Source organism: Brachybacterium epidermidis (assembly GCF_015209585.1).
Classification (GTDB): domain Bacteria; phylum Actinomycetota; class Actinomycetes; order Actinomycetales; family Dermabacteraceae; genus Brachybacterium; species Brachybacterium epidermidis.
The window spans coordinates 70,934-83,915 of the sequence record NZ_JADEYR010000010.1 but is presented as its reverse complement, the minus strand read 5'-3'; the positions used below and the strand labels follow the sequence as shown (position 1 = coordinate 83,915).

Annotated in this window: 14 protein-coding genes; 6 read left to right on the top strand and 8 right to left on the bottom strand. The window is 68.4% G+C overall.

Annotated elements, in window-relative coordinates:
• The first annotated feature begins 44 nt into the window (after window positions 1–44).
• A complete protein-coding gene (locus tag IOE58_RS09915; protein ID WP_193866225.1) occupies window positions 45–326 on the top strand; it encodes an Lrp/AsnC family transcriptional regulator in 282 nt (93 codons plus the stop codon).
• Between the two features lie 7 nt (window positions 327–333).
• Here IOE58_RS09915 and trpD read toward each other — a convergent pair whose 3' ends face one another.
• Window positions 334–1,416 (bottom strand): anthranilate phosphoribosyltransferase, encoded by a 1,083-nt coding sequence (gene trpD / locus IOE58_RS09910; RefSeq protein ID WP_193866224.1) that lies wholly within the window; start codon window positions 1,414–1,416, stop codon window positions 334–336.
• Between the two features lie 224 nt (window positions 1,417–1,640).
• Here trpD and ctaE point away from each other — a divergent pair, with 224 nt between their 5' ends.
• The 4 genes from ctaE to qcrB all read left to right on the top strand — a co-directional run bounded on the left by ctaE (window position 1,641) and on the right by qcrB (window position 5,981).
• On the top strand, window positions 1,641–2,369 hold the full coding sequence (gene ctaE, locus IOE58_RS09905; RefSeq protein WP_193866223.1) for an aa3-type cytochrome oxidase subunit III: 729 nt from the start codon (window positions 1,641–1,643) through the stop codon (window positions 2,367–2,369).
• A 69-nt stretch (window positions 2,370–2,438) separates the two neighbouring features.
• Window positions 2,439–3,233, top strand: coding sequence for a cytochrome bc1 complex diheme cytochrome c subunit (gene qcrC / locus IOE58_RS09900; RefSeq protein WP_193866222.1), 795 nt, complete (start codon window positions 2,439–2,441; stop codon window positions 3,231–3,233).
• 8 nt (window positions 3,234–3,241) lie between these two features.
• Entirely contained in the window at window positions 3,242–4,306 is a 1,065-nt protein-coding gene (gene qcrA / locus IOE58_RS09895) for a cytochrome bc1 complex Rieske iron-sulfur subunit (RefSeq protein ID WP_193866252.1), read from the top strand.
• 4 nt (window positions 4,307–4,310) lie between these two features.
• The gene (qcrB, locus tag IOE58_RS09890; protein WP_193866221.1) at window positions 4,311–5,981 is read left to right on the top strand and encodes a cytochrome bc1 complex cytochrome b subunit; all 1,671 of its coding nucleotides are present in this window, start codon (window positions 4,311–4,313) and stop codon (window positions 5,979–5,981) included.
• A gap of 164 nt (window positions 5,982–6,145) precedes the next feature.
• On the opposite strand, the gene IOE58_RS09885 is transcribed toward qcrB, so the two are convergent.
• The 7 genes from IOE58_RS09885 to IOE58_RS09855 form a co-directional block, all read right to left on the bottom strand.
• Window positions 6,146–6,421 (bottom strand): hypothetical protein, encoded by a 276-nt coding sequence (locus IOE58_RS09885; protein WP_193866220.1) that lies wholly within the window; start codon window positions 6,419–6,421, stop codon window positions 6,146–6,148.
• 426 nt (window positions 6,422–6,847) lie between these two features.
• Entirely contained in the window at window positions 6,848–7,264 is a 417-nt protein-coding gene (locus tag IOE58_RS09880) for a cytochrome c oxidase subunit 4 (protein ID WP_193866219.1), read from the bottom strand.
• A 1-nt stretch (window position 7,265) separates the two neighbouring features.
• Entirely contained in the window at window positions 7,266–8,972 is a 1,707-nt protein-coding gene (gene ctaD / locus IOE58_RS09875; protein ID WP_193866218.1) for an aa3-type cytochrome oxidase subunit I, read from the bottom strand.
• Entirely contained in the window at window positions 8,969–9,904 is a 936-nt protein-coding gene (ctaC, locus tag IOE58_RS09870; protein WP_193866217.1) for an aa3-type cytochrome oxidase subunit II, read from the bottom strand. The genes ctaD and ctaC overlap by 4 nt, the downstream gene beginning before the upstream one ends.
• 219 nt (window positions 9,905–10,123) lie before the next feature.
• On the bottom strand, window positions 10,124–10,480 hold the full coding sequence (gene erpA / locus IOE58_RS09865; protein WP_193866216.1) for an iron-sulfur cluster insertion protein ErpA: 357 nt from the start codon (window positions 10,478–10,480) through the stop codon (window positions 10,124–10,126).
• A gap of 108 nt (window positions 10,481–10,588) precedes the next feature.
• Window positions 10,589–10,867, bottom strand: coding sequence for a hypothetical protein (locus IOE58_RS09860; protein ID WP_193866215.1), 279 nt, complete (start codon window positions 10,865–10,867; stop codon window positions 10,589–10,591).
• On the bottom strand, window positions 10,864–12,303 hold the full coding sequence (locus tag IOE58_RS09855; RefSeq protein WP_193866214.1) for a dipeptidase: 1,440 nt from the start codon (window positions 12,301–12,303) through the stop codon (window positions 10,864–10,866). The genes IOE58_RS09860 and IOE58_RS09855 overlap by 4 nt, the downstream gene beginning before the upstream one ends.
• A gap of 55 nt (window positions 12,304–12,358) precedes the next feature.
• Here IOE58_RS09855 and IOE58_RS09850 point away from each other — a divergent pair, with 55 nt between their 5' ends.
• Window positions 12,359–12,955, top strand: a complete 597-nt coding sequence (locus IOE58_RS09850; protein ID WP_193866213.1) for a DUF3043 domain-containing protein — start codon at window positions 12,359–12,361, stop codon at window positions 12,953–12,955.
• The last annotated feature ends 27 nt before the right edge of the window (window positions 12,956–12,982 follow it).

The window sequence follows — 12,982 nt, the reverse complement described above, 5'->3', positions numbered from 1 at the left end:
GCTCACCGGTGAACACCCACCGGCCCAGGTCCGCAGGAGGATCCATGATCACCGCCATCGCCTCGATCATCGTCGAGTCCCACCGCATCCCCGAGGGCGCCCAGGCCATCGTCGACATCGAAGGCGTGGAGCAGGTCTACTCGGTCACCGGGGACGTGGACCTGATCGTGGTGGTGCGGGTGCGCCGCCACGAGGACCTCGCCGAAGTCATCGCCGACCGCCTCAGCAAGGTGGAGGGCGTGCTGGACACCACCACCAACATCGCGTTCAAGACCTACTCCAAGCGCGACCTGGATGCGGCCTTCGACCTGGGCCTGGACGGCTGAGAGGGGCTCAGCTCCCCTGCGACACGGCCTGCGAGGCGCGGGCCCAGCGATCCAGCAGATCGGCCGGCCGGCCCGAGTCCAGCGCCTCCTGCACCTCCGCGAAGGAATCGCAGAAGCGCTCCTCGAACCCATCCGCGGCCGGCTGGTCGATCCCGTCGTAGGCCAGCACGCCCGCGGCGGCGTTCAGCAGCACCGCGTCGCGCACCGGTCCCATGCGGCCCGCCCGCGAGCCGGCGAAGAGGTCCCGCGCCACCTGAGCGTTCTCCTCCGCGGTGCCGCCGCGCAGGGAGTCATGGTCGGCGCGCTCCACACCCAGCAGGGCCTGCGGGTCCAGCACGTGCTCGCGCACCTGCCCACCACGCACCTCCCACACGTCCGAGGGCGCGGTGACGGTGAGCTCGTCCAGGCCGTCATGACCGCGGAACACCAGGGCGCTGGTGCCGCGCGAGGCGAACACTCCGGCCACCGTGGGTGCCACCGTGGCATCGGCCACGCCCACCGCGCTGGCGCGCGGCCGAGCGGGGTTGGTGATCGGGCCCAGGATGTTCATCACGGTGGGGATGCCCAGACCCTTGCGGGCCTCTGCGGCGAAGCGCATCGACGGATGGAACACCTGGGCGAACAGGAAGGTCATCCCGATGCTGCGCACCAGCTCCTCGACCACGGGCACAGGCAGGTCCAGGCGCACGCCGAGCGCCTCGAGCACGTCGGCGGAGCCCGAGCGCGAGGTCGATGCCCGGTTGCCGTGCTTGACCACGGTGCGCCCCGTCGAGGCGATGATCATCGAGGCCATCGTCGAGATGTTCACGGTCTGGGCGAGGTCGCCGCCCGTGCCGACGATGTCGATCGCACGCTCAGGGGCATCGACCGGGCGGGCATGGGATGTCATCGCATCGGCCAGAGCCCCCAGCTCGGTGCTGGTCACGCCCTTGGCCTGGAGCGCCACCAGGAAGCCGGCCAGCTGCACGGGCGAGGAGTCACCGCTCATGACCTCGTCCATCGCCCAGGTCGCCTCGGCGTGCGTGAGCTCCTCGCCCCGCACCAGGCGCGCGGTGATACGGGACCAGCTCGGGGTGCTCTCGTGGTTCATGGCCCGATCATCCCACCGTCGCGGTCAGGCGCGTCGGCCGGGATCACGGATCGGTCACGACGCTCACACAGGGCCACCACCTGCACATCAGTCGCGTGTCCAGGTTCGTGACGCGACGTCAGGGGAGCTATGCTGACATGGTTCGCCCGGGCGCCATGCCCCGCGGTGGGTCCGGAGGTCGTGAACCGGTCCCGCTGAATCTGACGACACGACATAATGGTGACGTGACTACTGCGACCCTGACTGAGCGCCCCGCCCCCGCCGCTCCGGCGGTGGGCCGCCCCAACCCGACCCAGATCGGGACGTTCGTCTGGCTCGCCAGCGAGCTGATGTTCTTCGGCGGCCTCTTCGCGATGTACTTCACACTCCGGTCGATGGTGCCGGACGTCTTCGCCGCCGGGCAGGCCAACTTCACACACGGCTTCGCCCTGCTGAACACCTCGATCCTGGTCGCCAGCTCCGTCACCTGCCAGATCGGCGTGTACATGGCCGAGGGCCGCCTGCCCAGCGGCCGGGTCTTCGAGCCCCGCAAGCGCCGCACCGGCTCGATCTTCAACATCGCCGGCTGGGGAATGATCGAGTGGTTCACCCTCACCTACATCATGGGCGCGATCTTCGTCTCCGGTCAGGCCTTCGAGTACGCAGAGCTGGTCCACCACGGCGTGACCATCTCGTCCTCCCCGTTCGGCTCGGTGTTCTACCTCGCCACCGGCTTCCACGGCATCCACGTCATCGGCGGTCTGATGGCCTTCCTGATGGTGCTGGCGCGCGCCTTCGCGGCGCAGCGATTCACCCAACACGAGCAGGTCTCCGCGATCTGCGTGTCCTACTACTGGCACTTCGTGGACGTGGTGTGGATCGTCCTGTTCGCGATCGTCTACCTGATCGACCCGATCATGTCGCGCATGCCCGGCCACGCCATCCCGGTCGACTTCAACTGGTCGATCTTCTGATCGAGCACCCGCTGCTCCCCGGTACGTCCCCCGTCCCCGCCCGCCCCTCCACGAATCGAGGTCCGAACCGTGAAGGCACTCGCCGCACGTCGCCATCACCCGATGGCATTGCTCGTGATACTGCTGCTGGCGCTGGTTGCCACGGGTGGGCTCTATGCCGCCTTCCAGCCGCGCGTCGCGCAGGCCGAGTCCTACTCGCAGGAGGACATCGCTGCGGGTGAGGCCCTGTTCCTGGCGAACTGCGCCACCTGCCACGGTCGCAATGCCGAGGGCCAGACGGATCCCGACGGTCAGACTGTCGGCCCCTCGCTGATCGGCGTGGGTGCCGCCGCCGTGGACTTCCAGGTGGGCACCGGTCGCATGCCGATGCAGCGCTCCGGTGCGCAGGCGGCCCGCAAGCCCCCGCAGATGAACGAGGAGCAGACCCGCCAGCTCGCCGCCTACGTGGCCTCCCTGGCCCCGGGCCCGAGCGTCCCGGCCGAGGAGTACCTCTCCGGCGGCGACCCGGTCAACGGCGGCGAGATCTTCCGCATCAACTGCGCCATGTGCCACAACGCGGCCGGTGCCGGTGGCGCCCTGACCCGTGGCAAGTACGCCCCGCCCGTGCTGGGCCTGGAACCCAAGCACGTGTACGAGGCGATGGAGACCGGCCCGCAGAACATGCCCGTCTTCAACGACGCCAGCCTGACCGCCGAGGACAAGCGCGACGTGATCGCCTACCTCGATCAGCTCGAGGATGTCGGCTCCCCCGGCGGCATCTCCCTGGGCTCACTCGGTCCGGTGACCGAGGGCCTGTACGCATGGACCATCATCCTCACCCTGCTGACCGGCTGTGCCGTGTGGCTGGGGGCGAAGGCGAAGTGAGCACGCACGTGAACGACAACATCGACGGAACCCGTCCTGCCCGCGGTGTCAGCGCCATCGCCCCGCGCGAAAACGGCGGGTTCCCCAACCCCGGCCTGCCCCCGCACCAGCACCGTCGCGCGGACGTGGACCCCAGGGCCGAGAAGCGCGCCGAGCGCCTGGTGGCGGTGATGTTCCTGCTGTCGGTGCTGGGCACCGCGCTGTTCATCGCGGCGTACTTCCTGGTCACACCGCAGCCCGACAGTCCGAACCTGTTCGCCGAGCCCGGTACCCCCCGCGCCCTGTGGTGGTCCAACCTGATGATCGGCCTTGGCCTGGCGATCGCCGTGTTCTTCATCGGCGCTGCTGCTGTGCACTGGGCCAAGACCCTGATGCCCGATGACGAGGTGGTCGAGGAGCGGCACCCGATCCGCAGCACCGACGAGTCCCGCGACGCCGCGGTGGGCATCATCCGCGATGGCCTGGACGAGTCCGGTATCGGCCGCCGTCCGCTGATCGTCACCTCGATGGTGGCGGCGCTGGCGGCCCTGCCGATCGCTGTGCTCGCCCCGCTGTCCACCCTGGGTCCGATGCCGGGAAACAAGCTGCACCACACCTTCTGGAAGTCGGGGATGCGCTTGGCCCGGGACCACGACGGCACCCCCATCAAGGCCTCGGACGTCGCGATGAACTCGATCTTCCACGTGATGCCGGAGGACCTCACCTCCGAGACCCCGCACTTCCTGGAGGAGCGCGCCAAGGCGGCCGCGGTCATCGTGCGCATCGACCCGAAGCTCGGCAAGAACGAGGAGAGCCTGGCGAACGGGTACGAGGGCATTCTCGCCTTCTCCAAGATCTGCACCCACGTGGGATGCCCGGTGGCGCTGTACGAGCAGCAGACGCACCACATGCTGTGCCCCTGCCACCAGTCCACCTTCGACGTCACCGACGCCGCCAAGGTCATCTTCGGCCCGGCCCACCGGCCGCTCCCCCAGCTCCCGATCGAGGTCGATGCCGAGGGCTACCTGGTGGCCCGCGGCGACTTCCCCGAGCCGATCGGTCCCAGTTTCTGGGACATCCACAAGGACAAGTGATCACGTGTCGACCACGACTCCCGCATCCCAGAAGCAGGCCCCGAAGCAGGGGCGCGCGATGAAGCTCGGTGCCGTCGGCGGTGACTGGCTGGACCAGCGCGTCTCCGGCGGCGGTTTCATCAAGTTCTTCGCCCGGAAGATCTTCCCCGACCACTGGTCGTTCATGTTCGGCGAGGTGGCTCTGTACAGCTTCGTCATCCTGCTGATCACCGGCACCTTCCTGACCATGTTCTTCGACCCCTCCATGGAGGAGGTTATCTACAACGGCCCGTACGAGGCGCTGCAGGGCGCGCACATGTCCCGCGCCTTCGAGTCCACGCTGGAGATCTCCTTCGAGGTCACCGGTGGTCTGCTGTTCCGGCAGATGCACCACTGGGCGGCCCTGGTGTTCATGGTCGCGATCTACGTGCACATGTTCCGCGTGTTCTTCACCGGGGCCTTCCGCAAGCCGCGTGAGCTGAACTGGCTGATCGGCTTCACCCTGATGATCCTCGGGATGGTGGCCGGGTTCTCCGGCTACTCCCTCCCGGATGACGTCTTGTCCGGGAACGGCCTGCGCATCGCGGACGGCCTGGCGAAGTCCATCCCGGTGATCGGCACCTACATCTCGTTCCTGCTGTTCGGAGGCGAGTTCCCCGGGACCGACATCATCCCGCGCCTGTACACCATCCACATCCTGCTGGTGCCCGCAGCCATCCTGGGACTGATCGCGATCCACTTGGTGCTGCTGGTGCTGCACAAGCACACCCAGTACCCCGGCCCGGGGCGCTCCGACCGCAACGTGGTGGGCTTCCCGCTGTTCCCGGTGTACACCGCGAAGGCCGGGGGCTTCTTCTTCCTGGTGTTCGGCGTTATCGCCCTGATCTCCGCCACCACCAGCATCAACGCTGTGTGGGTGTACGGACCGTACGATCCGTCCCCTGTCTCAGCCGGTTCGCAGCCCGACTGGTACATGCTGTTCACCGACGGTGGCCTGCGCCTGATCCCGGGTTGGGAGTCGACGATCTTCGGCTACGTGTTCTCCTGGAACATGCTGATCCCGATGATGTTCTACGGCGCGATGCTGGGCTTCCTGGCCCTGTACCCGTTCATCGAGGCATGGGTGACCGGTGATGACCGGGAGCACCACCTGCTGGACCTGCCGTACAACACCCCGGTGCGCACCGGCCTCGGCGTCGCCTGGATCACCGTTTACATCGTGCTCGTGCTCGCCGCGGCGAACGACCTGCTGGCGATCGCGTTGGACCTGTCGATCAACGACCTCACGTGGCTGTACCGGATCCTGTTCTTCGTGGCCCCGGTGCTCGCGTTCTGGATCACAAAGCGCCTGTGCCTGTCACTCCAGCGTCAGGCCCACCAGAAGGCGCTGCACGGCGTGGAGACCTCCCGCATCGTGCGCACCGAGACCGGCGACATGATCGAGATCCACGAGCCGCTGAACGAGTACGACCGCTGGGTGCTCGTGCAGCACGACGACTACCGTCCGCTCAAGGCCGGCAACGGCGTCTCATCGCTCCGCGCTGCGGCGACATCGTTCTTCTTCAAGGACAGCATTACCCCGGCCAGCCCCGCCGAGCTGCGGGAGGCCCTGGAGCACGCCGGCCACGAGAAGCACACGATCGATCAGCTCACTGGCGGCGACTACCGCACCCCTGCGGAGAAGGCCGTCCACTGAGTCGCTGATCCGCGGAAGGCACACCTGCCCCCGCGCGCTGAGCGCAGAAGGGCCCCGGAGCAGTCTCCGGGGCCCTTCTGCTGTGCCAAGAACGGGTGAGTGCGGGGACCGCCGCTCTCGAGGCGTCAGCGCGGACACGGCACTGCCCGTCAGTGCGGGCTGCCTCACTCCAGGAGCGGGCTTCGTGCACGACCCCGCCTCGTGGGCCGACCGGCGGCGGCATCGACGAGATAGCGGGCAGGGACCAGCCCCAGGCGCCGATCGGCGCGACGCAGTGCGCGGATGGCGCGCAGAGGATGAGCGGAGGGGTCGACGCCCTTGTCCATCAGCACACCGCGCGCCCAGTCCACGGCATGCGCGATCACGTCATCCCCCGCGAACAGTGCCTTGATCTCCTGCTCCGCGCGTGCCGCGGGATCTGCTGCTCCGCCGATCATCATCTGTGGCCTCCTGGGGGCGCCCTGGGCCCGGATCTCCCACCGGGCGATCAGTCCACACGCTAGCAGGAGCACGCATGGCCATGGCGGCCCCGCAGGCGGTGCGGGCGGCCCCACAGGCGGTGCGGGCGGGGCCCAGCAGGCGGTTGCGGGAGGGGCCCCGTATACGCGGCGCGGGCGGCCCGCAGGCGGTGCGAGGGGGGGCCGCGCGGTCGGGGCACCCGTGCTGCCCCCGGGCTCACGACGTCGGGTCTGCCCCCGTCCTGGTACTGCAGGGGCGGGTTCACAACCCGGTCACGCGACGGCGGTTCTGCAGATCACCTGCGGCGAGGCTGTGGCCGGCCGTTGATGGCCGCGAGTGCATCGAGGTGTGCAGAACGAAGGCCCCGCACCGGGAGGAACCGGTGCGGGGCCTTCGATGCGGCGAGGTCAGTGCCTGTACTGGCCGGTGGAGAACTCCATCACCCAGCCGATCACGCCGGAGATCGAGACGATGATGCCCAGGGCGAAGATCCACCAACCCGCAGCAACCCCCAGGAACACCAGGGCGGCACCGAGGGACGCCCACAGGGGCCACCAGCTGTAGGGCGCGAAGCTGCCCTGCACACCGGCCTCGTCCTCGACCTCCGCGTCCAGACGGTCCTCCGGACGGGTCCCGAACTTGCGGTTGTTGAGCGTGAGGTACGTGCCGATCATGGCTGCCAGTCCGGACAGCGCCAGGATGGCCGGGAACCCGACGGGCTCGATGCCGAGAGGCTCGTACAAACCGGTGAGAAGGCCGTACATGATCGCCACGATCAGGAAGAAGACCGCGAGGATCCAGAAGATGCGCGCTGATGCTCTCATGTCAGTTGGTGTCCCTGTTCTGTGCCGGCTCCTGATTCAGCATGTGGTCCTGCGCGCTGACCTCCGGGTGGTGGAGGTCGAAGGCGGGACGCTCGGAGCGGATGCGCGGCAGCGAATGGAAGTTGTGACGCGGCGGCGGGCAGGAGGTGGCCCACTCGAGCGAGGCGCCGTAGCCCCACGGGTCGTCCACGAAGACCTTCTCGCGCTTGATGTGGGTGAGCACCACGTTGAGGATGAACGGCAACGTGGAGGCACCCAGGATGAACGCCCCCACGGTGGAGAGCTGGTTCATCCAGCCGAAGCCGTCCTCGGCGAGGTAGTTCACATAGCGACGGGGAGCACCCATGACGCCCAGCCAGTGCTGCACCAGGAACGTCATGTGGAAGCCGATCATCAGCATCCAGAAGTGGATCTTGCCGATCTTCTCGCTGAGCTTGTAGCCGAACATCTTCGGCCACCAGAAGTAGAAGCCGGCGAACATCTCGAAGGCGACGGTCCCGAAGATCACGTAGTGGAAGTGGGCCACCACGAAGTAGGTGTCGGAGATGTGGAAGTCGAGCACCGGGCTGGACAGGATCACGCCGGTGAGCCCACCGAAGAGGAACGTGGTGAGGAAGCCGAGGGTGAACAGCATCGGGGTCTCGAAGGTGATCGACCCCCTCCACATGGTGCCCACCCAGTTGAAGAACTTCACGCCCGTGGGCACGGCGATCAGCATCGTCATGAAGGCGAAGAAGTCCAGCATGACTGCGCCCGTGGTGTACATGTGGTGGGCCCACACGGTCACGGACAGGGCGGCGATCGAGATGGTGGCGCCCACCAGCGTCTTGTAGCCGAAGATCGGCTTGCGGCTGAAGGCCGGGATGATCTCCGAGGCGATGCCGAAGAACGGCAGGGCGAGCACGTACACCTCGGGGTGGCCGAAGAACCAGAACAGGTGCTGCCACAGCACCGGGCCACCGTTCTCAGGGTTGAAGATCTGCGCCTCGAAGCGACGGTCAGCGCCGAGCGCCAGCAGCGCGGAGGCCAGCGGCGGGAACGCCATCAGCACCAGAACGCCCGTGATCAGCACGTTCCAGGTGAAGACCGGCATGCGGAACATCGTCATGCCGGGCATGCGCATGCAGATGATCGTGGTGATGAAGTTGACCGAGCCCAGGATGGTTCCGAAGCCCTGCAACGCCAGTCCGAAGACCCACAGATCACCGCCCAGGCCGGGGCTGAACGTGGTGTCGGCCAGGGGCGCGTAGGCGAACCAGCCGAACGAGGCCGCGCCCTGCGGGGTGAGGAAGCCGCCCACGGCGATCAGCGAACCGAACAGGGTGAGCCAGAAGGCGAACATGTTCAGTCGCGGGAACGCCATGTCGACGGCGCCGATCTGCAGGGGCACCAGGTAGTTCGCGAAGCCGTTGAACAGCGGGGTGCCGAACATCAGCAGCATGATCGTGCCATGCATGGTGAACAGCTGGTTGTACTGGTCCTTGGAGACCACGACCTGAAGGCCGGGCTCCCACAGCTCGGCGCGGATCATCAGCGCCAGCACACCGCCGAAGCAGAAGAAGGCGAAGGCCATGCCCATGTAGAGCAGACCGATGAGCTTGTGGTCCGTGGTGGTCAGCAGATCGAAGATCTTGTTCCCGCGCTTGTGCTCACCGCGCTGCTCGAAGCGTGCGGGCACCTGACGGGTGGTGGTGGTGGGGGCGCTCACTGGTCGTTCTCCTCAGCAGGCGGGGTGGTGGTGCGCTCGGCGTTGCGGGGGTGTGCCTCGTCGTAGCGCTCGCGCATCGACCAGTCCTCCTCGTTGCGGTTCAGGTCCACACCGAGCTGGCCGGTGTAACCCTGCTCCTCGAGCTCCTGCATGCGCTGGTCGAACTCCTCCTGGGAGACCACGTGCACGTTGAAGAGCATGTCCGAGTGGTACTCGCCGCACAGCTCGGCGCACTTGCCCGCGTAGACGCCCTCACGTGTGGGAGTGATCTGGAAGCTCGTGGTGTGGCCGGGGAACATGTCCTTCTTGTAGAGGAAGTCCACAACCCAGAAGGAATGGATCACGTCGCGGGAGTCGAGCTGGAACTCGACCGTCTGGCCGACGGGGAGGTACAGCACGGGCAGGGCCTCGGCTGCGCCCTCCTGGCCGGTCTGGAAGGACTGCACGCCAGCGGGCTCGTGCACATCGTGCTCGACGTAGTTGAAGTCCCAGCTCCACTGCTTGGCCACCACGTTGACGGTCAGGTCGGGCTCGGCCACGTGGTGCTCGATCTCGCGCACGTCGCGCTGGGTGAAGTAGAAGAGGGTCATGATCATGACCACGGGCAGCAGGGTGAACATCAGCTCCAGCGGCACGTGGTAGCGGAGCTGGATCGGGTAGCCGACGTCGTCCTTGCGGCGACGGTAGGCGATGGCGCACCAGATGGTCAGTCCCCACACCAGCAGGCCGACCAGGACCAGCACGGACCAGGAGCCCACCCACATCTCGGTGATGCGCTCGGTGTGGTTGGTGACCTGGCCGTCGTTGTAGCCGGGGAGGTACCCGCGCAGCTGCTCGTCGGTGCAACCGGTGAGCAGCAGCGCCGCGAGGGCCGCGCCTGCTGCCGCCGCGCGGCGTCGACGCCGCGGACGCTGTGTGGCCTGGGGGATCACTGAGGATGACCTTCCGCTCGTTCCGTGGGCCCCTGGGGAGGGGAGCCGGTGCTCGGTGGGCTGCCGCCCGCGGTGCCGTTCCCTCGCGGGAAGGCCAGGACCAGGACTTTCTGCGGCCCCGACACTTGACGGCACCCCGTCATCATACGCGTTCTGCGAGCGTCCGGGACCAAAGGCACGCTGGGCGGACGGCCCTGGACGCGCACTGTGAGGTGCGGCTCAGGCGAAGGAGTCGCCGCAGGCGCAGGAGCTCTGCGCGTTGGGATTGTCGATCGTGAAGCCCTGCTTCTCGATGCTGTCGGCGAAGTCGATCACGGCACCGGTGAGGTACGGGTTGCTCATCTTGTCCACCACCACCTCGACGCCATCGAAGTCGACGGTGAGATCGCCGTCCATCAGGCGCTCGTCGAAGTAGAGCTGGTAGATGAGACCGGAGCAGCCGCCCGGCTGCACCGCGATTCGCAGGCGGAGGTCATCGCGCCCCTCCTGCTCGAGCAGAGAGTTCACCTTCGCGACGGCGACGGGCGTGAGGGTCACGCCGTGGGCGGCGGACGGGCGCTCGGTGGCGATGGTCATGGAGGTCCTCCTCGGAGAGCTGATGTGTCACAAGCCTACGCCGCTCGATCGGGCGGTGGCCGGGGCGCGGGGGCGATGCGGCTCACCCTCGCGGTGCTGCGGCTGCTGTCAGAGCGCCCCGCGGAACGTGGCCAGCAGCAGCACTCCCCCGTAGCCCAGTACGGTGCCGAGGATCAGCGCGGTGGCGGCATCCCGCTCCCGGCCGGAGACGACGGCGGCGAACGCCCCCATCACCACGGCGATGACCACCAGCGCCCCCCACCACACGAGGAAGTACCCGGCGAGGAAGCCGAGCACGAGCCCGCCGAACAGGGCGGGCACCGTCAGGATCGAGACGGTGGGGCTGGCTCCCGGCTCTCGCCCGCTGCGGTCGTGGGGATGGGTCACGAGGCCCTGCCCAGAGCACCCGCGCCGCGCAGCAGCAGCGCCTCGGCCAGGCACACGCGGGCGAACTCCCCCAGGTGGAGCGATTCGTCGATGCCGTGTGCCCGCGATTGCGGATCCTCCACCCCCGTCACCAGCACCTCCACGTCGGGGAAGACCTCCAGCAGATCGGCGATGAAGGGGATGGAGCCGCCCAGCCCGGTGTCCACGGCCTCGGTGCCCCAGGCGGTGCCGAGCGCCGCTCGCGCGAGGGCGGTGGCGGGGGTGTCCTGCTTCGCCTGGTAGGGCTTGCCCTCCTCGCCCTGGTTGATGGTCACCTGTGCGGTGGGCGGCGTGTGCGCCTCCAGATGCCTCGCCAGGGCCTCCATGGCGGCGGCGGGCTCCTGGCCGGGCGGGATGCGCAGGGAGATCTTCGCCCGAGCCGCGGGGATCAGGGTGTTGGAGGCCTCCTTGACGGCGGGTGCATCGATCCCGATCACGGACAGTGCGGGCCTGGTCCACAGCCGGGCGGCGATACCACCGGTCCCGGACAGGGCGAGGCCGGCGGGGACCCCTGCATCTCGCCTGTAGTCGGCCTCTCGCATCTCGACGGCGGGGTCCGCGGCGCGGACCAGGCCCTCGACGGCGACCTCGCCGTTCCCGTCGTGCAGGGTGGCGATCAGGCGGGAGAGCTGGGTGAGGGCGTCCAGGACGGGTCCACCGAACAGCCCGGAGTGCACGGCGTGCTCGAGCACCCGCACCTCGACGGTCAGGTCCACCACACCGCGCAGGCTGGTGGTCAGGGCGGGGGTGCCCACGTCCCAGTTGGCCGAATCCGCCACGATGATCAGATCGGCGGCGAGCTGCTCGCGGTAGGCCTCGATGAACGGGCGGAAGGTGGGCGAGCCGCACTCCTCCTCCCCCTCCACGAAGACGGTCACCCCGATGCCGTCGGCGGCCAGCTGCTCCCCGACCAGGCGCAGGGCGGTCACGTGCGCCATGACGCCGGCCTTGTCGTCGGCGGCCCCGCGGCCGAACAGCCGATCGCCCCGGCGGGTCGGTTCGAACGGGGCGCTGGACCACGCCTCGACATCCCCGGTGGGCTGCACGTCGTGATGGGCGTACAGCATCACGGTGGGCATGCCCTCCCGGGCAGGGGTGCGGGCGATCACCGCCGGTGCACCGTCCCCCACGGACTCGATCGAGACCTCCTGCAGGCCGGCATCGCGCAGCAGGTCCGCCACAGCCTCGGCGCTGCGGTGCACGGGCTGGCGGTCGTAGCCGGGGAACGCGATCGAGGGGATGCGCACGAGGTCCTCGAGATCCGCGATCGCCTGGGGCAGGAGCTGCTGGAGCTGCGCCTCCAGCGCGGAAGGATCGGTGTCAGGGCCCCACGGTGCCGTGCCGCTTCCGGCATCGCTCCGGGGACGGGACGGGATGTGATCGTCAACTCCGTTCATGCCTGCCACCGTACCGCCCGGACGCGTCCCAGGTGACCCCGCCTAGAATGCCCCGGTGATCTTCCGCAAGTCCCAGCCCCCCGCCCAGCCCGAGCCGGAGCCGCAGCCCGTCAGGCCCGGTTCGAAGGGTCGGCCCACCCGCAGCCGCCGCGAGGCCGAAGCCGCCCGGCGCCGTCCGCTGGTGGTCACCGACCGCAAGGAGGCGCGCCGGCGGGACCGGGAGCGTTCCCAGCGGGAGCGGATGAACGCCCAGCAGGCGCTGATGACCGGCGACGAGAAGAACATGCCGATCCAGCACCGCGGGCCCGAGCGTCGCCTGGTGCGCGATGTCGTCGACTCCCGGCGCAATCTCGCCGAGATCTTCTTCCCGGTCGCCCTGGCCTTCATGCTGGTGGCACTGGTGCTGCCGCTGGTCAGGCCTGACCTGTACATGGTGATGAGCACCGGCATGATCATCGTGCTGTGGGGCGGGATCATCGCCTGCGTGGTGGACTCGGTGTTCCTGCGCAAGCGCCTGCGCGCCGTGCTCACCGAGCGCTTCGGTGACGTGGAGAGGGGACTGGTGGGATACGGCATCATGCGCTCGATCCAGATCCGCCGCTGGCGACTGCCCCGGCCCATGATCAAGCACGGTGAGGCTCCGCGCGGCTGACGCGCACCGCCCGTCGGCACGAAGCCC